This window comes from Mesorhizobium sp. W067 (assembly GCF_054719525.1).
The window spans coordinates 4,281,355-4,301,857 of the sequence record NZ_JBTTII010000001.1; the positions used below are offsets into that span (position 1 = coordinate 4,281,355).

General features: G+C 64.1%; 18 protein-coding genes and 1 pseudogene. 8 read left to right on the top strand and 11 right to left on the bottom strand.

All coding sequences use genetic code 11. The features are described from left to right. Positions 1 to 38 precede the first annotated feature (38 nt). The 4 genes from ACYG97_RS20895 to ACYG97_RS20910 are packed head-to-tail and all read left to right on the top strand — an operon-like array spanning position 39 to position 3,912. A complete protein-coding gene (locus ACYG97_RS20895; RefSeq protein ID WP_023693632.1) occupies positions 39 to 899 on the top strand; it encodes an FAD binding domain-containing protein in 861 nt (286 codons plus the stop codon). Beyond that, complete coding sequence (locus ACYG97_RS20900) at positions 899 to 1,381, top strand: (2Fe-2S)-binding protein (protein WP_023684040.1); 483 nt, start codon at positions 899 to 901, stop codon at positions 1,379 to 1,381. The genes ACYG97_RS20895 and ACYG97_RS20900 overlap by 1 nt, the downstream gene beginning before the upstream one ends. Continuing rightward, complete coding sequence (locus ACYG97_RS20905; protein WP_023727610.1) at positions 1,378 to 3,642, top strand: xanthine dehydrogenase family protein molybdopterin-binding subunit; 2,265 nt, start codon at positions 1,378 to 1,380, stop codon at positions 3,640 to 3,642. Before ACYG97_RS20900 ends, ACYG97_RS20905 begins: the two co-directional genes overlap by 4 nt. 24 nt (positions 3,643 to 3,666) lie before the next feature. Next, complete coding sequence (locus ACYG97_RS20910; protein ID WP_023727611.1) at positions 3,667 to 3,912, top strand: MoaD/ThiS family protein; 246 nt, start codon at positions 3,667 to 3,669, stop codon at positions 3,910 to 3,912. 276 nt (positions 3,913 to 4,188) lie between these two features. Here the strand turns inward: ACYG97_RS20910 and ACYG97_RS20915 are convergent, their stop codons facing one another. The 9 genes and pseudogenes from ACYG97_RS20915 to ACYG97_RS20955 all read right to left on the bottom strand — a co-directional run bounded on the left by ACYG97_RS20915 (position 4,189) and on the right by ACYG97_RS20955 (position 15,115). Then, positions 4,189 to 4,971, bottom strand: coding sequence for a hypothetical protein (locus tag ACYG97_RS20915; RefSeq protein ID WP_460221607.1), 783 nt, complete (start codon positions 4,969 to 4,971; stop codon positions 4,189 to 4,191). Positions 4,972 to 5,027: 56 nt separating this feature from the next. Then, positions 5,028 to 5,420, bottom strand: coding sequence for a phage holin family protein (locus ACYG97_RS20920; protein WP_023693628.1), 393 nt, complete (start codon positions 5,418 to 5,420; stop codon positions 5,028 to 5,030). Continuing rightward, positions 5,417 to 6,025, bottom strand: a complete 609-nt coding sequence (locus tag ACYG97_RS20925) for a hypothetical protein (protein WP_460221608.1) — start codon at positions 6,023 to 6,025, stop codon at positions 5,417 to 5,419. Before ACYG97_RS20925 ends, ACYG97_RS20920 begins: the two co-directional genes overlap by 4 nt. 530 nt (positions 6,026 to 6,555) lie before the next feature. Next, positions 6,556 to 6,972 carry a DOPA 4,5-dioxygenase family protein gene (locus ACYG97_RS20930; RefSeq protein ID WP_023734746.1) on the bottom strand — a complete coding sequence of 139 codons (417 nt, stop codon included), beginning with the start codon at positions 6,970 to 6,972 and terminating at the stop codon, positions 6,556 to 6,558. Positions 6,973 to 7,321: 349 nt separating this feature from the next. Then, complete coding sequence (locus ACYG97_RS20935; protein ID WP_023734747.1) at positions 7,322 to 7,480, bottom strand: DUF3309 family protein; 159 nt, start codon at positions 7,478 to 7,480, stop codon at positions 7,322 to 7,324. Between the two features lie 96 nt (positions 7,481 to 7,576). Then, a complete protein-coding gene (locus tag ACYG97_RS20940) occupies positions 7,577 to 10,747 on the bottom strand; it encodes an efflux RND transporter permease subunit (protein ID WP_023734748.1) in 3,171 nt (1,056 codons plus the stop codon). A gap of 65 nt (positions 10,748 to 10,812) precedes the next feature. Then, a complete protein-coding gene (locus ACYG97_RS20945; protein ID WP_023816386.1) occupies positions 10,813 to 11,991 on the bottom strand; it encodes an efflux RND transporter periplasmic adaptor subunit in 1,179 nt (392 codons plus the stop codon). A 518-nt stretch (positions 11,992 to 12,509) separates the two neighbouring features. After that, positions 12,510 to 13,640 (bottom strand): annotated as a pseudogene (locus tag ACYG97_RS20950) (patatin-like phospholipase family protein). A 386-nt stretch (positions 13,641 to 14,026) separates the two neighbouring features. Next, positions 14,027 to 15,115, bottom strand: coding sequence for a citrate synthase/methylcitrate synthase (locus tag ACYG97_RS20955; protein ID WP_460221609.1), 1,089 nt, complete (start codon positions 15,113 to 15,115; stop codon positions 14,027 to 14,029). Positions 15,116 to 15,208: 93 nt separating this feature from the next. Here ACYG97_RS20955 and ACYG97_RS20960 point away from each other — a divergent pair, with 93 nt between their 5' ends. Next, entirely contained in the window at positions 15,209 to 16,348 is a 1,140-nt protein-coding gene (locus ACYG97_RS20960; protein WP_031262535.1) for a citrate synthase, read from the top strand. On the opposite strand, the gene ftrA is transcribed toward ACYG97_RS20960, so the two are convergent. After that, on the bottom strand, positions 16,345 to 17,337 hold the full coding sequence (gene ftrA / locus ACYG97_RS20965) for a transcriptional regulator FtrA (RefSeq protein WP_031262537.1): 993 nt from the start codon (positions 17,335 to 17,337) through the stop codon (positions 16,345 to 16,347). The genes ACYG97_RS20960 and ftrA overlap by 4 nt on opposite strands. An 89-nt stretch (positions 17,338 to 17,426) precedes the next feature. On the opposite strand from ftrA, the gene ACYG97_RS20970 reads away from it, so the two are divergent. Together ACYG97_RS20970 and ACYG97_RS20975 are read left to right on the top strand one after the other, a co-directional pair. Then, complete coding sequence (locus tag ACYG97_RS20970) at positions 17,427 to 17,846, top strand: rhodanese-like domain-containing protein (RefSeq protein ID WP_023702797.1); 420 nt, start codon at positions 17,427 to 17,429, stop codon at positions 17,844 to 17,846. 50 nt (positions 17,847 to 17,896) lie between these two features. Further along, on the top strand, positions 17,897 to 18,352 hold the full coding sequence (locus tag ACYG97_RS20975; protein WP_031194243.1) for a GNAT family N-acetyltransferase: 456 nt from the start codon (positions 17,897 to 17,899) through the stop codon (positions 18,350 to 18,352). A gap of 45 nt (positions 18,353 to 18,397) precedes the next feature. Here ACYG97_RS20975 and phaR read toward each other — a convergent pair whose 3' ends face one another. Next, positions 18,398 to 19,012: a polyhydroxyalkanoate synthesis repressor PhaR gene (gene phaR / locus ACYG97_RS20980; RefSeq protein ID WP_023685813.1), complete on the bottom strand. Its 615-nt coding sequence runs from the start codon at positions 19,010 to 19,012 to the stop codon at positions 18,398 to 18,400. Positions 19,013 to 19,314: 302 nt separating this feature from the next. Between phaR and ACYG97_RS20985 the strand changes: the two genes are divergently transcribed. After that, positions 19,315 to 20,499: an acetyl-CoA C-acetyltransferase gene (locus ACYG97_RS20985; protein WP_023673832.1), complete on the top strand. Its 1,185-nt coding sequence runs from the start codon at positions 19,315 to 19,317 to the stop codon at positions 20,497 to 20,499. Positions 20,500 to 20,503: the final 4 nt, after the last annotated feature.

Below are 20,503 nucleotides of genomic sequence, written 5' to 3' on the forward strand. Positions count from 1 at the left end.
ATAACGGTCGGCGAGATCACCATCACCAAGGGGAGACGATGCGTTACATACGTCCGCTTTCAATCGAAGACGCCGTTGGCCTGCTGGCCGACGCTTCCGGCACATCAGCCATTCTCGCTGGAGGCAGTGACCTCCTCGTTCGGATGAAGGGCGGGTTTGTCGATCCCGACCTGATCGTCGACATCAAGGCGATCGAGGGCTTGAGCGAGATCAGGGAGACGGCCGACGGCTTCAGCATCGGCGCCACGGTCCCCTGCGCCGTCCTGGGCGAGAGCTCGGTTCTGAAGAAGGCCTGGCCCGGTGTCGTCGAAGCGTCGAAGCTGATCGGCTCGAAACAGGTCCAGGGCCGCTGCACCATCGTTGGCAATCTGTGCAACGCATCGCCGGCCGCCGACAGCGTCCCGGCCTTGGTGGCCGCCGCCGCAAAGGCCGTGGTTGCCGGTCCCTCGGGCAAGCGCACCATTCCGGTCGAGGCTGTGCCGATCGGGCCTGGCAAGACCTCGCTCACCAAGGGTGAGATCGTCGAGGCGATCCTGCTCGACAAGCGCGCGCCGCGTTCGGGCGACGCCTACCTCAGATTCATTCCGCGCACCGAGATGGACATCGCGGTGGTCAGCGCCGGCGTGAACCTGACGCTCGACGAGCATGGCGTCATAACAGCCGCCCGCGTCGCGCTGGGCGCCGCGGCCCCGACCGTGCTTCTGGTAGAAGAAGCAGCCGAGGCTCTCATCGGCAGGAAGCTGGATGAGGCGGCACTTGAGCGGCTCGCCAAGATCTGCGCTGGGGCCTGCCGCCCCATCGACGACAAGCGCGGCACCATCGAGTTCAGACGAAAAGTTGCGGGCGTGCTGGCCGGACGGGCCGCGACGACCGCCTACGCACGCGCAGGAGGCAAATGATGGCCGGTGTAGCAGTTTCAACGACAATCAACGGCGATCACGTCGAATACCTTTGCCAGCCCGACGAGACGTTGCTCGACGTCCTGCGCGATCGGCTCGGGCTGACCGGCGCCAAGGAAGGCTGCGGCACCGGTGACTGCGGCGCCTGCTCGATCATCCTCGACAACCGGCTCGTCTGCTCGTGCCTGGTGCTCGGCGCTGAAGCCGAAGGCCGGCATATCGAAACCGTCGAGGGCATGGCGCATGGCGATCAATTGCATCCGCTGCAGCAGAAATTCCTCGAGCATGCGGCCCTGCAATGCGGCATCTGCACGCCGGGCTTCCTCATCGCGGCCAAGGATCTTCTGGCCAAGAACCCCGATCCTACCGAGGAAGAAATCCGCTTCGGCCTCGCCGGCAACCTCTGCCGCTGCACCGGCTACGACAAGATCGTGCGCGCGGTCCAGGATGCGGCCAATGTGATGAAGGGAGCGCACGCATGAACTTCGATCCACGCTTTTCGGGCCGCAAATTCTCCTCCGTCGGCACGCGGCCCATCCGTCCCGACGGCGTCGACAAGGTGACGGGCCGCGCCCGTTACGGCGCCGACTTCAACATGGCGGGACAGCTGGTCGGGCGCATCCTGCGCAGCCCGCATGCGCATGCCAGGATCCTCAAGATCGACACTTCGAAAGCGGAAAAGCTGGCCGGCGTGAAAGCGGTGATCACCGCCGCCGACCTGCCCGATCTCACCGATGGCGATGCCGCCATGTACGACGTCCTCGACAATTGCATGGCGCGCGGCAAGGCGCTCTATGACGGCCACGCCGTGGCCGCGGTCGCCGCCGTCGATGCCCGCACGGCAAGGCAGGCGCTGAAGCTGATCGAGGTCGAGTACGAGCTGTTGCCGCATGTCACCGATGTCGACGAGGCGATGAAGCACAACGCCCCTCTCATCAACGATACCATCTTCACCGAAGGCCTCGACGAAAAGCCGGTAAAGCCGTCCAACGTCACCAAGCGCAGCCAGTTTGGCCATGGCGATGTCCATCAGGGCTTTGGCCACGCCGATGTCATCGTCGAGCGCTCCTTCAAGACCGAGCAGACGCACCAGGGCTATATCGAGCCGCATGCCTGCGTGGCGAGCGTCTCGTCCGACGGCACCGCCGACCTCTGGGTCTGCACGCAGGGCCATTTCGTCTACCGCCAGCATTGTGCGCAATTGCTCGGGCTGGAAGCCTCGAAGCTGCGCGTCACCTCGTCTGAAATCGGCGGCGGCTTCGGCGGCAAGACCCATGTCTGGGCCGAGCCGGTGGCGCTCGCTTTGTCGCGCAAGGCAGGCCGGCCGGTGAAGCTGGTGATGACCCGCGACGAGGTGTTCCGCGCCTCGGGTCCGACCAGCGCGACCTCGATCGACGTCAAGATCGGCGCCCGCAAGGATGGCACCATCACTGCCGCCGAAGCGACGCTGCGCTACACCAGCGGCCCCTATGCCGGCACCTGGGCCGAGATCGGCGCCATGACGGCGTTCGCCTGCTACAAGCTCGATAACGTCAAGACGGTCGGCTTCGAAGTGCTGGTCAACCGGCCGAAGACCGCGGCCTATCGCGCACCCTCCGCACCGATGGCGGCGTTCGCGGTGGAAAGTGCCGTCGACGAGCTGGCCAAGGAACTCGGCATGGATCCGGTCGAGTTCCGCATCAAGAACGCCGCGCAGGAAGGCACCAGGTCCTCCTATGGCCCGGTCTACGGCCCGATCGGCATCGGCCCGACGCTGGAGGCGGCCAAGCACCATCCGCACATGAAGGCCCCGCTGGGCAAGAACCAGGGCCGCGGCATGGCTTGCGGCTTCTGGTTCAATTTCGGTGGCCAGACCTGCGTGGACCTGAACATCGGCATGGACGGCTCGGTGTCGCTGGCTGTCGGCACGGTGGACGTAGGCGGTTCGCGCGCTTCGCTGTCGCTGGTGGCGGCGGAGGAGCTCGGCATCGACTATGCCCAGCTCAAGGCGGTGGTCGCCGACACGTCCTCGCTCGGCTACAACGACATGACCGACGGCAGCCGGGGCACCTTCTCGTCCTCGATGGCGACCATCTCGGCCGCCCGCAACGCGATCAAGATCCTGCGTGAGCGCGCCGCCCAGACGTGGGACATCCCCGTCGACGACGTGGTCTGGGAAAACGGCCACGCCATCGCCAAGGGCGAAAAATACGGCAATCTTGCAGCCCTGTCGCTGAAGGAGATCGCCGCCGCTTCCGGCAAGACCGGCGGGCCGATCGCCGGCCACAGCGAGCTCGTCGCCGACGGCGCCGGCGTCTCCTTCGCCACCCATATATGCGACATCGAGGTCGACCCCGATACCGGCTCGACCAGGGTGATCCGCTACACGGTGATCCAGGATGCCGGCAAGGCGGTGCACCCCACCTATGTCGAGGGCCAGTACCAGGGCGGCGCCGCGCAAGGCATCGGCTGGGCGCTCAACGAGGAGTATATCTACGGCAAGGACGGGCGCCTCCAGAATGCCGGCTTCCTCGACTATCGCATCCCGGTCTGCTCGGACCTGCCGATGATCGACACGCAGATCCTCGAGATCCCCAACCCCAACCACCCCTATGGCGTGCGCGGCGTCGGCGAAACCTCGATCGTGCCGCCGCTGGCGGCGATCGCCAACGCGGTCTCCAACGCCGCCGGCGTACGCATGACCCACATCCCGATGTCGCCGCCAAGGGTCCTCGCCGCGATCGAGGCGGAACGGGGGGGCTAGGGCAAAAATGAGGTTCTTGCCCTAATGGTCGAAGTGACGCTCTGGGGCGCGCTGAGCCAGCTCGCCGGCGGCCAGAGCAAGGTCGAGGTCGAGGCCAAGGACATCAGGGAGCTGTTCAGGAAACTGGCTGAACAGTATCCCGGCATCGAGCCCTGGATCGAGAAGGGCATCGCGGTGGCGATCGACGGGACGATTTATCGCGATACGTGGTCGAAGGAACTGCCGCCGGGGGCGGAGATTTTTCTGCTGCCGCGGCTGGCTGGGGGGTGAAGTGGGGTGTCGCCCTACGTCCCAGAGCGGACCGGCATCCTCGGTCTGCGAACTTCAAGTGCAATGTCGGTCCTCGCCTAGATGCCAGTTTTGCTGACCGCGTCTTATCGGCGGCGGGTTGGCCAACAATCCAGAGAACCTGATCCGCTGGATTACTATCGGCAAGGGACATCAGTCCGCACACGGCTCTGAAGTGACTCGAGCGGGTCACCGTTTGACGGACAACACCAGCCCCTTTCTGGAGAGGCCGGCTATCGTTGATCCAGGATCATCAAGCTAGGTTTGGCGCTGAGACGTATCGGAAATTCGTTCGCGCACGGCATGCTCGGTCTTGTCTGCTGTGGACTTCACGATCTCGCCGAGCTGATCGGCTATCGTGTCTGCTTCCATATCTTGCCGGCCAGCTTCCTGCTTGATGGTCTCATAGGCGTCGGCGGCGACCTGCTTGGCCTCATCGAGGCCCCTGTCGAGCAAAGTTTCGGCGGAATCGCGAAGCTTGTCGCCATAGGCGCCTAGTTGCTCGTCCTCCGTTGCGGTATGGGGCAGCATTGCACCTATAGCGGCGCCGATGGCGAGACCGACGGCCGCTACGGCCAAGGGTTGATCCTCCAACAGATCTTGCGCGGAGCGGCTGGCTTTCGCCGCCATGTCCCCAGTCGTCGAGCTCGCATTGGCAGCGCTTCCCGTCAGACCCGCCGCAGCGGCTCTTGCGGTGCTCGATATGGTGTCGCCGACGCTGGCAGCGCTCGAGGAGACCAATTCCGCGGCGTCGGAGAGCGTGCCGCCCAAGCCGCCGCGCTCCCCTGCTACATCATGTCGTCCCGGCGCTGAAGGCAATGGATAGCCAGCCGAACGGTGGGCGGTGTTTGAGGTACCGCTGCCGAACATCAGCCAGGCCAGACCTGCGCCCACCATGGTGACCGGCAAAGGATTGTCTCGGACCTGCGTTCTGAGATTGCTGAGCATGGCCGCGCTCTCCCCTCCCGAGAACAGCCCGGTGAACTCATCCAGCAATTGTCCAGGCGTCATCTTGCCTCGAATGGATTCGGCGGTCTCCATCACCCGAGCGCGAGCAGCCTCGGCCTCGCGTTCAAGTTCGGCTGCGGATTTCTCGTTCATCTCACCTGTTCCTTAATCGCGCTCGCGTCGCGCTTGAGCTGTCCCTGGGTCCGGTCGGGGGTAAGTTCCGAAGGCGCCATGCTGGCCGTCCCGGTCCGCAGCAGGATGACGCCGAGGACCGCCACGACCACACCGACCAGCAGGGAAGACCACCCCGCGCCAAGCCCTGCCCGCGTCAGTGCGATAATGAGCGCCTGCAGCAACACCAAGAGCGCGGCGAGCAGGCAAATCGCGCCGCCCAGCACTTCCGCGGCACCTGCTCCGGCTTTGGTAAGCTTTTCAGAGAGCTCGGCCCGAAACAGCCTCGCCTCGGTTTGCACCAGAGTGGTGACATTCTGGGCCAAATCGGTGACTAGCCCGGCAAGGCTGGGATTGTCCTGGTTATTCATCTGTCCTGCTCCGCGATCTGCGTGGCGCCATCATCGCCGACCACGCCAAAATCTTGTGGACGATCAGCGGACCAACCCTGTGGCTGATCGGTGTGTGATCTGAGGCCTCCCGGAGCGGCCTCAGAATCGGGCCTTGCCGACGGAGAAGCCTTGATGAACCGCCCGAGAGCCAATCCGGCCAACACCGATCCCGCAAGCAGGACACCGGGATTTTGCCGGCCGAAGGACTGCACGTCATCAAGGACTTGGCTAAAGGGCTTCTGTTTCAAGGACGATGAAAGCCGCTCAAGGCCACTGGCAGCATCCAAAGCGAATTTCGATGCGTTCCTTTCATCGTTGCTGGCAAGGTGATCGCTGGCCACTCGCAGTGCACCACCCAACGCCGCCAAGCTCGATCCGATGTCGCGCTGCGCCTCCTCCGCCTTGTCGGAGATGATCTGCGTGGCTTCAGATGCATAGTCGCCAGCCTTACGGGTCACCTCGTCCCGCGCGTCGTGAAGCAACTCGCTGGCACGCTCATTTTCCTGGCGAAGTCTGTTGGAGACGTCGCTTTTCGCCTTGTCGAAATCGGTGCGCTGTCCGCCCTGATCGTTCTCATGCTGCATGAGGCCACCTAGTGAAAACCGAGGAAGGAGAGGACCGCGAGCACGACAACGATAAGGCCGATAAGATAGATGACACTGTTCATGTGCACGTCCTCCGTAGCTTTCCAACTTCGACGAACCTGCGATGTTCCGTAAGTGAGAGCATTTATCTCAGCCGAAACGAAGAGCTTCGTCAGGCACGCACCCAGTCACCAGTGAGTTGCCCTGTCCCTCGTGCGGAGCGCCAGTTGCTCCGTCCGAACGGGTGCGCCCTACCCTGCGGGAACGAGTGCCGGCTGCCTCCTCTATTGCAATCTTTGCCTATTCGGCGACCCCGCCTCGGCGTACCGGCGACCAAGGAGAACTCTCCCTTGCCATCAATTGACGGTCCATCGCTCCAACGGCCCCGCGCTGGTTCGGCACCTTCAACGAAGCAATGATGAAGGCATAGGATACGGCTTGAGGGGCAAAGCGGCTTGTCATGCATGCCTGAGCTAGGCTACTGGCGAACGCGTCTCCAAGGCCAAGTCTCTACTTTGCAGAACGCCTCCCTACGCCCCCAGCGTTGGCTCCGTATTCACCTCCAGCGCCTCTTCCGCTTCATCCTCTTCACCCAGCACCTCGCCATGAACCCCCAGCGGCCGCCCGATCCAGATCGGATCGACCAGATGGTCGCGCTTGGGGTTGGTGGTGTTGGGGTGGATGAGGATGCTGAGGCCGCCATGGTTCAGCATCAGCCAGGGAACCAGCGATGCGAAGATCTCGGTGGCGAAGGAGACCTGGTACATGGCCTGCTCGTGCGGGCCGACCGGCTCGTCGCGCCAGTTGCCCAGGCGCACGCGGAAGCGTTCGCCGATGCGCAGGCGCAGCCATTCGGCGTGCTGCCGCTCGGCTTGCCCGTCATAGTAGATGTGGGCGTGATAGCTGGCGATCTCGGCGAGAGGCCTTGGCGGGCTGGCGGTGTTCACCTTGATGGCTCCCTCGGAGATTGTGGTGCGGGCAGCGTATACGCAAGCGGGCGGGGTGGCCAAGGGGGGCACAGCGTGTGCTCGTCATCTCGATTTCGGGCCAATCGCATATGGAGCTCCCCCACTCCGTCTCGGCTTCGCCCAGCCACCTCTACCCCCACATTCGTGGGGGAGAGGAAATGCTAATCGCCAAGATCGCTGCCTTGAAAAGCTTGGCATTTCCTCTCCCCCATGGACATTGGGAGAGGTGGCCGCGAAGCGGACAGAGTGGGGGCGGGCGCCGCCGTATGCCTATTGCCAGCACTTCATCGGGCGAGGACCCGCTGATCGCAGAGGTCTCTTGCCCCAATCAAACCCTGCCCATCAGCACCAGGATCAGCAGCACCACCAGCACAATGCCGACGATGCCCGATGGCCCATAACCCCAGGAGCGCGAGTGTGGCCAGGCCGGTACGGCGCCGATCAGGATCAGGACTAGAACGATGATGAGGATGGTGCTGACGGTCATTAAGAGTCCCTCGCCTTGCTGGTCGGATACGGAGGGACAATGCAAAAGGCCGCCCGGTTGTTCCGGACGGCCTTTTGTCCGACTGCTCGAATGCAGCTATTCCGCGGCTTTCGGGAAGGCGATTGCCGGCTCATCGAGCGGACCCGGCTTCGGCCCTGTGGACGCATCCCTTTTCTTTTCGCGCCCGAACAGCCGGCGGAAGAACGCGTAGAAGCGGCTGTTCTTGCTGCGCGTGAAGATCATCAGCATGGACGGCGTCACCACCAGCGTCAGCAGCGTGGCGAAGGACAGGCCGAAGACGATGGCCGACGACAGCGAAATCCACCATTGCGTCGACGGCGCGTTGATCGTCGTCTCGTGATGGAAGATTTCAAGGCCGAGGCCAAAGGCGATCGGCAGCACGCCAAGGATGGCCGAGACCGCCGTCAGCACGACCGGGCGGGCACGTTCGCGGCAGGTCTGCAGCACCGCCTCCATCTTGTCCCAGCCCTCTTCGCGCAGCCGGTCATAGGTGTCGATCAAGACGATGTTGTTGTTCACCACCACGCCGGCCAGCGCGATGACGCCGATGCCCGACATGACAATGCCGAAGGCTTCGCCGGTCAGCAGCAGCCCCAGGAACACACCGATCGTCGCCATGACCACGCAGGACAGCACCAGAAGCACGCTGGTGAACTTGTTGAACTGCATCAAGAGCACCAGGAAGATCAGGAAGATCGCCGCGCCGAAGGCCTTGCCGAGGAAGGCGCTGGCTTCGGCGCTGTCCTCGTTCGACCCCGCCAGCTTCCAGCGTATGCCGTTGTCGAGCTTCATGTCGGTGACCGCCTTGGTCACCTCCGCCTGCACCGCCGCAACCTGGTTACCGGCGGCGACGTTGGCCTGGACGACCACTGTGCGGGCGCCATCGATGCGGTTGAGGATGCCGACGGTCGGCTCCGGCTTGCGCACGACGAAGTTGGAGATCGGCACCGAGCCTTGCGCAGTCTGCACCCGGAGCTCGTCGAGCGTCGACAGCGTGCGGCGGTCTTCAGGCAGCCGCAGCCTGATGTCGACGGCATCGTCGGCGCCGGCAGGCCTGTACTCGGACAGCTTCAACCCGTTGGTCACCAGTTGCACCACCGTGCCGACGGCGGTCGGGCTGATACCGTATTGCGCCGCCTTGGCGCGGTCGACCTCGAGCGCCCAGTCGACGCCGGGCGGCGGCAGGCCGTCGGAAACGTCGATGACACCGGGCACCTTGGCAATGCGCGCCGCAACCGCGCGGGCCTGGTCGTCGAGCCCTTTGGGGTCGATGGCCGAAAGCCGCAGCTGCACCGCCTTGCCCGTGGGAGGACCGGCCTCCGGCACGCGCACTTCGACATCGACGCCGGGAATGCCGGCCATGACGGTGCGCAGCTCATCCAGGATATTGTTCGCCGATTTGCGCTCGCGCCAGTCGATGAACTCATACTGGATGACGCCGACGACGTCCTCCGGCACGTCCTGTCCGCCGCCCTGCGTCTTGCCGACGCGGGTATAGACCGATTTGACGCCAGGCCAGCCAAGCAGCCGGTTTTCGGCGATCCTGGTCGCCGTGTCCATTTCGGCCAGCGAGAGATTGCCGCGGGCATGCACATAGAGCAGGCCGTAATCGGGCTCGACGCTGGGGAAGAACTCGACGCCGGCGCCATATTTCGAATAGGCGAAGCCGACGCCGGTGAGCAGCACGGCGGTGAGCACCAGCACGGTGATGGGGAAGCGCACCGCCTGTTTGACCAGCGCCATGTACCAGCCGTCGCGATTGTGTTCCTCGTGATGCTCCGGCGCCTTGGCGAAAAGCGCGCCCAGCGTCGGCGCGAACACCAGCGCATAAAGCATCGAGGCCGACAGCGTGACGATCAGCGTGATCGGCATGTATTTCATGAAGTCGCCGATGATGCCGGGCCAGAACAGCAGCGGCGAAAACGCCGCGATGCGGGTCATGGTCGCGGCGATGACCGGACCGGCCATGCGCTTGGCGGCCAGCGTGAAGGCTTCCGCCTTCGGCATGCCTTCGCCCATGCGCCGTTCGGCAAATTCGGTGACGATGATGGCGTCGTCGACCAGCATGCCGACCGCCAGGATAAGGCTGAACAGCACGATCATGTTGATCGTGTAGCCCATCATCGCAAGCAGCAGGATGCCGATCAGGAAGGATGACGGAATGGCAAGCCCGATCAGCAGCGAGGCGCGGCCCGACAGCGCATAGAGGATGACGATGAACACCAGGATGACGGCGATCATCACGTGGTTCTGCAGGTCGCCCAGCAGCTGGTTGACGAAGACAGACTTGTCCTGCGTGTAGGTGATGTTCATGCCTTCCGGCATCGTCTTGACGTAGGCGTCGGACACTTCCCGCACCTTGGCCAGCGTGTCGATCAGGTTGGCGCCGATGCGCTTCTTGACTTCGATGGCGATGGCCGGCTTGCCGTTGAGGCGAGTGATGGTCTCGGCGTCGGCGAAGGTCGAACGCACCGTGGCGATGTCCTTCGCCTGCACGACGGCATTGGGGCCGGCGACCACCGGCAAGGACGCGACATCCTCGGGTGTCTCGATCAGCGACGGCACCTTGACCGCGTATTTGCCTTCCGAACCCTCGATATTGCCGGCGGCGACCAGGCTGTTGGAAGCGCCGACCGCGCCGATCAACTGGTCGAGCTGCAGGCCGTAGGAGGACAGCTTCATCGGGTCGATGACGACCTCGACGAGATCGTCGCGCGCGCCTTGTATGGTGCCCTCAAGAACGCCCGGGACTTCCTCGATGCGGTCGCGCAGTTCGCGCGCCGCCGCCGTAAGCACACGCTCGGGCACATCGCCGGACAGCGTGACGACCAGGACGGGAAACTCGGAAATGTTGACCTCGGTAACAACCGGTTCTTCTGCCGCTTGGGGAAGGTCAGCCTTCGCGTCCTGAACCTTCGAGCGTGTATCAGTCACCGCGGTGTCGACTTTTATAGACGGCAGAAACTCAAGGAAGACAAAGGCACCGCCCTGATAGGCGGATGATTTCATCTCCTTTAACCCCTTGAGACTCTTAAGCTTTGCCTCCAGAGGCCTAAGCAGAAGTCTTTCAGCGTCTTCGGGCGCGATGCCTTGATAGGCAACATTTATATAAACATAAGGGGTAGGAACGTCGGGTTCCGCTTCCTTCGGTGTCGACTGATAGGCGACCCAGCCCGCCAGCAGCAGGAAGACCAGCACCGCAATGGTCAGCCGGGCATTGTTGATCGCGAGTTTGACGATATCCATGGCCTGTTCTCAAGATTTCAGGAGCCGCATGGCGGCCGGTTGTCCCCGCCCGGGGCCACCCGGCGCTACTGCGTTGTCGCTTCGCCCAACAGTTTCTGGATGGTCGCCTGGTCGGCCTCGACCGGCTTGACGACGTCCCCTTCCTTGACGAGCTCCTGGCCGGCGACGATGACGCGGGCATCGGCGGGAATGCCGCCAAGCACCAGGCCCTTCGGCGAGTCATCGACCAGGTCGATCGGGAAGAACACCACCTTGTTGTCCTTGTCGACGGCGCGGATGCCGAGGTCTCCCTTGTCGCCCAGCGTCACCACGGAGCGCGGCAACATGACGGCGTCGGTCGGCTGCGCGCTGAGCGCAATCTCTGCCGTCATGCCGGCCGGCACCGAGCCGTCGGCATTGGGGACGGCGATCTCGACGCGGAAGGTGCGCGTCGCCGACGAGGCGTCGCGGCTGATGTAGCGCACGGTGCCTTCGACGGTCTGGCCGCTGACCAGCCGGACAGCAGCCTTGTCGCCGAGCTTGAGATAGCCGAGGTCGCGTTCGCTGACTTCACCGCGCGCAATCACCGGATCGAGCTTGAGGATGGTTGCCACCTCGCCGCCCTGCATGACGGAACTGCCGAGCTCCACCGGCACCCGGTCGATGACGCCGTCGAAGGGCGCCTTGACCAGATTGCGGTCGAGTTCGGCCTGCGCCGTTTCCAGCTGCGACTGCGCAGCGGTCAGGTTCGAACGCGCCGTGTCGAGCTGCAGCTTGGGCAGATTGCCGGTCTTCATGAGCCGCAGCGATGCGTCGAGTTCAGCCTGGCGCTGCGCGACGAGCTGCCTGGCACTGTCGACCATCGAGATCTTTTCTTCGGCCGCCAGCATCAGCACCAGGTCGCCGGTCTTGACGTGATCGCCCTGCTTGACCGGCAGCTTTTCGATGACGCCGGCGACGCGCGTCGCCAGCACGGCGCGCTTGTCGGCCTCGGTCAGCCCGGAAATGCGGATGGCGCGGGCATAGGTCTTGCGCGGCGGCGTCACCACCGCGACGGTGCGCAGCGGCGCCTTCGGTTCGGCCTCGGCGGTCTTGGTTGCATCCGGTGCTTTGGCCTGATCGCCCGGCTTGGCCTGATCGCCTGCCTTGCCAGCACCTTCGACAGCGGCGCTGCCGACGGACGAGAACGCGCCTGTTCCCATCCAGGCGGCGAAGCCGATGAGCACGACAATAGCGGCAAGCTTGTGAAACCTGATCTTCGGCATCATTTTTTTCCACTGCGGGGTTCGGCCAAGTCGTTATCCAACAGGAGTCCGTCGTCTAACAGCTACCGTGTCTTCCAACTCGGGCGCGTCGCCGATATGGGTGCGCGCCAGGCCGTGTTCAATTTGCCGTGAACGGCGAAGCCGCGCTTCTACATCAAAGTTGCATCGCAATACAGTCGAAAAGTTGCAGGAACATTGTGCCAGGCGATGTAGTGTGGCCAACGAAAACGGTTTTATCGGCGCCCCGTCAGGCGGCGGAACGACAGTCTCGGAACCATACGGATGTTGGAGGCGCTTTGTTTTCAAGGCGTTTTGAGCACTGATACCCCCCTGTGCCCGCACTAGTTTTTGACGCTCAAATGTGGGCGCGACCTGCGTAGCCACTCAGTGAATGGCAGCAGGCGTCAGTATGATTTTGTATACCGTCACACGCAACGGTTGTTCCGGGACGGAAGGTCGTCGGCGCTACTCCGATTTGCCGAACACTTCGCTGATCGTCTTGATCGATCCGGGCGGACTCAGGCCCGCCGGCGTTCCGCCTCCGGCTTCTTGCGGGCGGCGAGGAATTCCTTCACCCGCCGTCCCGGTGCCGGCCCGCGCACCGGTTTGAAGCCGTCATCGAGTTCGCCGGAAAGATCGAGCGTCGGCCGCTTGCCGACGGCGTCGTAATTCTCCTCCAGCCAGTCGCTGGCCGCTATACGGCCAAGGTCTCTGAGATAGCTCAGGAAGGCCCATTCCGCATTGACCTTGGACGACGCCGACAGATCCTTGAACGCCTCGTCGGCATCGATGCGGTGCATGCGGATGTCGCGGTATTCGCCAGGCGGCAGCCGGCCGGCGGCGATCAGCTCCTTGACGAAGGCGATCGAGCGGAATTCGTTCAGCAGCCCGGCATTGAAGGTGATCTCGTCGATGCGGTTCTGGATTTCGTTGGCGCTTTTCGGCGTGCCCTCGCGCACCACCGGATTGATCTGCACCAAAAGCACATCCTCCGTCGCCGCCGTCTTGAAGAACGGAAACAGCGCCGGATTGCCGCCATAGCCGCCATCCCAATAGGGCACGCCCTTGATCTCGACGGCGCGGAACAATTGCGGCAGGCAGGCCGAGGCCATCACCGTGTCGAGGTCGATCTCGCCATCGGAAAAGACGCGCAACTGGCCGGTCTCGACATTGGTCGCCGAAATGAACAGCTCCATCGACTTGCAGGCGTGCACATTTTCGAAATCGATCTCCTGCTCGACCACGTCACGCAGCGGGTTCAAGCCCAGCGGATTGGCGACATAGGGCGAAAACAATCGGGACATGGTGTCGAAGAAGAAATAGCCGGGGGTGTTCTCGATCGACCAGTTGCCCTAGGCGACGTCCCACGGCATGCGCTGCACCGGGCTGAAGCGGCCCTTGGCCGCCACCGCGCGCCAGAAGTCGTCGAGCTTTTGCCGTGCACCCTCGACGCCGCCGCGCACAAAACCATCGGCCAGCGCCACCGCATTCATCGCGCCGGCGCTGGTGCCGGACACCGCCGCGATCTCCAGCCTGCCATCCTCCAGCAGCCGGTCGAGTACACCCCAGGAGAAGGCCCCGTGCGAGCCGCCGCCCTGCAGCGCGATGTTGATCTTCTTCGTTTCCTCCGCCTTGCCGTTTTTGGTCATGGCGTTCCTGTTCGGTTTGGTCCCTGCTGCCTCATTCCGCCCGGGAATCGGGCGGTTCGACTGCAGCGGACTTATGTTGCAGCGCAGCATATAAGGAATGACGAAGGCAAGAACACGAACACGGTCGCGTGATCACATGAAATTTTGGTCATGGAGAATGGCGTCTCACCGCCGAGGTCTTCGCCCTACGAATACCCCCACCCTTGATCCCTCCCCACAAGGGGGAGGGAGACTTGGTAGACGCTGATCTCAGCAAACCACCGACGTTTCGGCGGCGCGCGCCAGCTGCCCTCCCCCTTGTGGGGGTCCGAAGGACGGGCGAGACCCGTGGCTCGCCCCGGCAAGCTAGGCTGGGGGTCCTCTTCGCAAAATCTGTACTTGGAGCCTCAGGCCACGAGGTCCGGCACCGGCCCGACATAGCGCGACTGTGGACGGATCAGCCGCCCTGTCGTCTGCTGTTCGCGCGCATGCGCGATCCAGCCGGCGACACGTCCGGCGGCAAAGACATTGCTGAACGCCTGTGGCGGAAAGCCAGCCGCCTCAAGCACAAGCGCTGTGTAGAACTCGACATTGGTCTGCAGCGAGCGCTGCGGCTTGGCGATCCGCAGCACTTCGAGCGCCGTCTGCTCGACCTGTTCGGCGAAGGCCAGCCGGCGGCCGGCTTCGCCTTCGCTGCCGAGCTGCCGCACGACGGCTTTCAGCACATCGGCGCGCGGATCGCGCACGCGGTAGATACGATGGCCGAAACCCATGATGCGCTCGCCATGCGCGACCTTCTCGCGCAGCCAACCGGCCGCGTCGCCATGCGCCTGGATTGCATCGAGCATCTCGATCACCGGGCCGGGCGCGCCGCCGTGCAGCGGCCCCTTGAGCGCGCCGAGCCCGGCCAGCACCGACGATGTCAGCCCTGCCAGCGTCGATGCGACGACGCGGGTGGCAAAGGTCGAGGCGTTGAGGCCGTGATCGCACACGGTCACCAGATAGGTGTCGAGTGCCCTTGCCAGCGCCGGCGACGGGACGGATCCCTCGAGCATCCTCAGCATGTCGGCGGCATGATCGGCCTTAGCGTCAGGTGCGGTCGGCTGCTCGCCGCGCGCCAGCCGCAGCAGAGCCGGCGTCAGCACGGCGGGCGCCGCGATCAGCCGCAAGGCGTCCGTCAGCGTCTCGCCATCCGGCAGCAGCGCCATGCCGGCGCGCATGGCGCCATAGATCTCAAGCGGTGCGAGCAGCGGCAGCGAGGGCGCAAGCCGCTCGAACACCTCGACGCGAGCCTTGCCCAGCCTCGCTGCCAGTTCGGCATCGCCGGGAAGGCCGTCGAAGAAGCCGTCGAGCAACAGGCGAACCACTTGCGCATAGCGCCAGCGTCCCGCCAATTCCGGCAGCGAATGACCGCGGATCGTCAGGCGGCCGCCAAGGCCATCGACATCGGAGAGCACGGTCTCCGCTGCCACCACATCATCGAGCCCGTTCGCCATATCTCATCTCCTTGCAGCTTTTCTGCATGGGAGATAAGGGTTAGGCTGCGCCTCGATCAATCTTGATCAATATAATCAATGTATGGGCTGAAAATGTCCGAATGGCTGTCGCGGGAAGAGGCGCTGGAAAGGCTCAAGGTCCGGCCGCAGACGCTCTACGCCTATGTCAGCCGCGGCCGCATCGGCATGCGGCCGGATGAGAGCGACCCGCGCCGCAGCCAGTACCGCGCCGACGACATCGCCGCACTGGCGACCCGCCGGGCGCGGGGCCGCAGTCCCTCGGCCATCGCCGAGAGTGCGATCGCCTGGGGCGAACCCTCGATCGCAACAGCAATTTCAACCGTTCTGCACGGGCGCCTCATCTACCGAGGGCAAGACGCCGTTGCGCTTTCCAAAGCGGCGACGCTGGAGGAAACCGCTGCTGTGCTCTGGGCCTCGCCTGAACCGGTGGCTTTCAAAGCTCCGTCATCTGAAGCGCCTCATCCAGTCGGCCGCGCCTCGGCCTTTGCGCAGCTTGCCATGCTTGCAGGCCACGGGCGGCCTTCGCTAGGACGCAGCGCCGCCTCGCTGTGCACCGAGGCCGCGCGCACAGTCGGAGCGCTGGCGCAGTCGCTGGGCGCTGAAGCCGGCACAGCGCCCGTCCATAAGCGCCTGGCGCAGGGCTGGTCGGTAGATGCGACGGGAGCGGAAGCGATCCGCTGCGCCCTCGTCCTGCTCGCCGATCATGAACTCAACGCATCGACCTTCGCCGCCCGCGTCGCAGCGTCCACAGGGGCCTCGCCTGCCGCATGCCTGTTGGCCGGCCTGGCAACGCTGTCCGGCCCGCGCCACGGCGGCGCCGGCGAAGCGGTGATGCAACTGGCTGAAGATGCAGCAGCCCACGGCGCGGATGCGGCGATCCGGCGCTGGCTCGGCCATGATCGGCCCTTGCCGGCGTTCGGCCATCCGCTCTATCCCGACGGCGATCCCCGTGCCACCGCACTTCTGGCAGTCATCTCTGTCGACGAGACGCTGCAACAGCTGCAAAAAGCCGCCATGGCGGCAGCCGGTGCCCAGCCCAACATCGACTTCGCCCTGGCCGCACTAACGCGCGGCCTTGGCTTGCCGCGCGATGCACCGTTCCAGCTATTCGCGCTTGGACGCAGCGTCGGCTGGGCCGCGCATATGGTCGAACAGATCATTAGCGGCAGCATCATCAGGCCGCGTGGCCGCTATGAGGGACGCGTGACTTAAGCCGACCTGGCCGTGTTCCCGAAACGCGCACGGTACGCGACGGGCGTCGTGGCGAATTGCCGGCGGAAGTGATGCCGCAACGTGCCTGCCGCGCCAAAGCCGGCGGTCTCGGCAATCCGTTCGATCGGCATGGCGGTGTCTTCCAGCAGCGTGCGCGCCCGCGAAAGCCGTTCCGACAGCAGCCAGCGCGCCGGCGTGACGCCGGTTGCGGCCGCAAAGCGGCGCAGAAACGTCCGCTCGCTCATCCCGGCAAGCTCGGCCAAGATGGCGACGGGATAGTCGGCAGAAATATCGGCGCGCATCCTGTCGATCAACGGTCCAAGCCGGCTGCGCTCATGTGGCTCGGGTACGGAACTCTCGACATACTGCGCCTGGCCGCCGTCGCGATGCGGCGGTACCACCAGACGGCGCGCCACCATGTTTGCAGCCTTGGTGCCGAAGTCGCGCCGAACCAGATGCAGGCAAAGATCGATGCCCGCGGCACTGCCTGCCGATGTCAGCACATTGCCCTCATCAATGTACAAAACGTCCGGGATCACGGTGATGTCGGGGTACATCTCCGTCAGCTTCTCGCTGTAGCGCCAATGCGTGGTCGCCCTTTTGCCCGCAAGCAGGCCGGCGGCGGCAAGCACGAACACGCCCGAACAGATCGAAAGAATGCGAGAGCCGCGCTCGTGTGCCTTTCGAAGCGCCTCGATCAGCGCCGGCGGCACCGGAGCCTCCGTTCCGCGCCATCCCGGTACGATCACCGTGCCGGCCTGGCCGATCAGATCGATCCCGCCGTCGGCAACAATACGCACGCCGCCCAGCGCGCGCATTTCACCGCCATCGATCCCGGCAACGGCAAAACGGTACCAATCCTCACCCATTTCCGGCCGGGGCAAGGCGAAGATCTCAACCGCCACGCCAAACTCGAACGTGCACAGGCCGTCATAGGCAACGGCAACGACAAGAGGGTTGGCAGGGCGCGGATTGGCAGAGGATGGCATGATCTTGACGATATATGGCAAAGCTGCCAGCTGCAATCGCCCTGCTTCCTGTCTTATCTCTCCGTCGCATCAGCAATGGAGATACGAGGATGAGCCACGTGACAGACATTCCGGCGGCATCGCCGGATATCGCCCGCGACCATTTTCTGCGCCGGCTTTCCGTCGAGACCGACTGTTCCGACGTCGCCGCCGCACTGCGTGCCGGAGAGCCGGACTTTGTTCTCCTGCATGTGGTCGGTTCGCCGGAAGCCTATGGACGCCGCCATGTGCCGGGCGCGCTGCATCTGCCCCACCGCGAAATATCGGCCGGGCGGATGGTGCAATGGCCCGAAAGGACGCTGTTCGTCGTCTATTGCGCGGGACCGCATTGCAATGGCGCGGATCAGGCGGCCTTCAAGCTGGCCAGCCTCGGTCGTCCCGTGAAGATCATGATCGGCGGCATAACCGGTTGGCAGGACGAGGACCTTCCTTTCGCTTCAGGCAAGGAGCCCGGTGTCTTGCACGCGTGAGGCCACGCGATATGGTCGGCCTTGAAGACTGAGCAAGCATGCAGAAGGCGATGGTTAGAATTCGTCCATTCGAGCGCCAGGATGTCGGTGCGGTGCTCGCCCTCATGCGGGCGCTAGCCGTCTTCGAGGGTTATGACGACAAGCTTCGCGTCACCGAAGCGAACCTCATCGAGCACGGGCTGGGGCCATCGCCCCGGTTCGGCGTGTTGGTGGCGGAGCGAGAGGGCGTGATCGTCGGCATCGCCGTCCACTACCTCATCCCCTGGACCTACGACCTGAAGCCGGTTGTCTGGCTGAAGGAACTCTACGTCACTGAAGCGACGCGCGGCATGGGGGTCGGCCATGCGCTTGTTGAACAGCTTCGCCAACACGCTTTGAGCATTGGCGCCTCCGCCATCAAATGGACGGTGCTGAAATCCAACTCGCCGGCCAAAGCCTTCTACCGCTCGCTCGACGGCCAGCCGGACGATATCTGGGAACCGTGGCAGCTGAAAATCGACCCGTGACAGCCGCCTCGACCAACTGAGGGCGGTCGACCATGCGGCGGTCGCTTACGACATGGTGTCAAGCTTGCGCTGCATGGCGGCGATCTGTTGCTTCAGTTCCTGAAGGTCGTCGCCGCTCTTTTCCGGGACATCCTTGCGGGCCGGCTCGGGTGCAGCCGCGGCCGCAGCATTTGTGGCGGCGGTCGGGAAGGGCGTGAACAGGCGCATCGCGTTCTGGAACATTTCCATGTTGCGGCGTGTCTGCTCTTCCAGCGCCTTGATCGGCGTGGCGATCTTCATCACATCCAGCGGCGACTTGCCGATCGCGCCCTTCATCTGCTCGCGGAACCGCTCCTGTTCCTTGGAGAAGGCCATCATCGACTGTTCGAGGAAGCTCGGCACGATCTGCTGCATCTGGTCGCCATAGAAAGCGATCAACTGGCGCAGGAACGGGATCGGCAGCATGTTCTGCCCATCCTTGTTCTCCAGTTCGAAGATGATCTGCGTCAGCACCGGATGGGTAATGTCGTCACCGGTCTTGGCGTCCTGGACGGTGAACTCCTCGCCCTTCTTGACCATCTCGGCCAGATCCTCGAGCGTCACATAGGTGCTGGTGCCGGTATTGTAGAGCCGGCGATTGGCATATTTCTTGATAATGATAGGGTCGTCTTTCGCGGCCATCAGCATCCTCCCGGGACACCGGCGCGCCTGAGTAAGCCGCCGGTAACGATTGCGCCATTTTTAAGGATATGCGCAAAAGCTCTATAATTCCAAGCGCTTTGTGCAGTGCGGCATCATTTATTGCTGCATGGCCGGCCAATTATGCTGCGCAGCAAAGGTTGGGCGATCGCGCCGGCCGCTCGCGCCCTGCTTGCGGCGCTTGGCCGGCATGCCCATTTCCGGTTTGACTTGGGGTGTGGAACGGGCAAGAAAAGTCCCAACAAGCCCCCAAGAACACGACACCTCGAAGTCTGGAGAGAAAAATGTCCGCTTCCAATTCAATCGTCGTTGCCAGCGCCGCACGCACGGCTGTCGGCTCCTTCAACGGCGCCTTCGCCGCCACCCCGGCGCATGAACTTGGCGCCGTCGTCATCAGGGAGCTTTTGGCGCGCGCCGGCGTCGAGCCGGGCGAAGTCGACGAGGTCATTCTCGGCCAGGTGCTGACCGCCGCGCAGGGCCAGAACCCCGCCCGCCAGGCGTCGATCAATGCCGGCCTGCCCAAGGAGACCACCGCCTGGGGGCTCAACCAGGTTTGCGGCTCTGGCCTGCGCGCCATCGCGCTCGGCATGCAGCAGATCGCCGCCGGCGACGCCACTGTGATCATCGCCGGCGGCCAGGAATCGATGTCGCTGTCGCCGCACGCCGAGCACCTGCGCGCCGGCGTCAAGATGGGCGACTACAAGATGATCGACACCATGATCAAGGACGGGTTGTGGGACGCCTTCAACGGCTACCACATGGGCAACACCGCCGAGAACGTCGCCCGCCAGTTCCAGATCACCCGCGACGACCAGGACCAGTTTGCGCTCGCCTCGCAAAACAAGGCCGAGGCCGCGCAGAAGGCCGGCAAGTTCAAGGACGAGATCGTCGCCTTCACGATCAAGGGCAGGAAGGGCGACACTGTCGTCGACCAGGACGAGTACATCCGCCACGGCGCCACCATCGACGCCATGTCCAAGCTGAAGCCGGCTTTCGACAAGGACGGCACCGTGACCGCCGCCAACGCGTCGGGCATCAATGACGGCGCCGCCGGCGCGCTGCTGATGAGCGAGGCTGAAGCCACAAGGCGCGGCATCACCCCGCTGGTGCGCATCGCCTCATGGGCGACGGCCGGCGTCGATCCGGCGATCATGGGCACCGGACCTATTCCCGCCTCGAAGCGGGCGCTCGAGAAGGCCGGCTGGTCGGTCAAGGACCTCGACCTTGTCGAGGCCAATGAAGCCTTCGCCGCGCAGGCCTGCGCCGTCAACAAGGGCATGGGCTGGGATACGTCGATCGTCAACGTCAATGGCGGCGCCATCGCCATCGGCCATCCGATCGGCGCGTCGGGCGCCCGCGTCTTCAACACGCTGGTTTTCGAGATGCGCCGCCGCGGCGCCAAGAAGGGCCTTGCCACGCTGTGCATCGGCGGCGGCATGGGCGTCGCTCTGTGCGTGGAAGCGCTGTGAAAGA

Bases quoted from the DNA above. Each gene is read 5' to 3' on its own strand.
- ACYG97_RS20960 (WP_031262535.1), top strand. From the start codon at position 15,209: ATGTCCGAATGGCTGTCGCGGGAAGAGGCGCTGGAAAGGCTCAAGGTC.
- ACYG97_RS20895 (WP_023693632.1), top strand. From the start codon at position 39: ATGCGTTACATACGTCCGCTTTCAATCGAAGACGCCGTTGGCCTGCTG.
- phaR (WP_023685813.1), bottom strand. From the start codon at position 19,012: ATGGCCGCGAAAGACGACCCTATCATTATCAAGAAATATGCCAATCGC.
- ACYG97_RS20985 (WP_023673832.1), top strand. From the start codon at position 19,315: ATGTCCGCTTCCAATTCAATCGTCGTTGCCAGCGCCGCACGCACGGCT.
- ACYG97_RS20940 (WP_023734748.1), bottom strand. From the start codon at position 10,747: ATGGATATCGTCAAACTCGCGATCAACAATGCCCGGCTGACCATTGCG.
- ACYG97_RS20955 (WP_460221609.1), bottom strand. From the start codon at position 15,115: ATGGCGAACGGGCTCGATGATGTGGTGGCAGCGGAGACCGTGCTCTCC.
- ACYG97_RS20910 (WP_023727611.1), top strand. From the start codon at position 3,667: ATGGTCGAAGTGACGCTCTGGGGCGCGCTGAGCCAGCTCGCCGGCGGC.
- ACYG97_RS20970 (WP_023702797.1), top strand. From the start codon at position 17,427: ATGAGCCACGTGACAGACATTCCGGCGGCATCGCCGGATATCGCCCGC.
- ACYG97_RS20945 (WP_023816386.1), bottom strand. From the start codon at position 11,991: ATGCCGAAGATCAGGTTTCACAAGCTTGCCGCTATTGTCGTGCTCATC.
- ACYG97_RS20920 (WP_023693628.1), bottom strand. From the start codon at position 5,420: ATGAATAACCAGGACAATCCCAGCCTTGCCGGGCTAGTCACCGATTTG.
- ACYG97_RS20975 (WP_031194243.1), top strand. From the start codon at position 17,897: ATGGTTAGAATTCGTCCATTCGAGCGCCAGGATGTCGGTGCGGTGCTC.
- ACYG97_RS20900 (WP_023684040.1), top strand. From the start codon at position 899: ATGGCCGGTGTAGCAGTTTCAACGACAATCAACGGCGATCACGTCGAA.
- ACYG97_RS20905 (WP_023727610.1), top strand. From the start codon at position 1,378: ATGAACTTCGATCCACGCTTTTCGGGCCGCAAATTCTCCTCCGTCGGC.
- ACYG97_RS20925 (WP_460221608.1), bottom strand. From the start codon at position 6,025: ATGCAGCATGAGAACGATCAGGGCGGACAGCGCACCGATTTCGACAAG.
- ACYG97_RS20935 (WP_023734747.1), bottom strand. From the start codon at position 7,480: ATGACCGTCAGCACCATCCTCATCATCGTTCTAGTCCTGATCCTGATC.
- ACYG97_RS20915 (WP_460221607.1), bottom strand. From the start codon at position 4,971: ATGGAGACCGCCGAATCCATTCGAGGCAAGATGACGCCTGGACAATTG.
- ftrA (WP_031262537.1), bottom strand. From the start codon at position 17,337: ATGCCATCCTCTGCCAATCCGCGCCCTGCCAACCCTCTTGTCGTTGCC.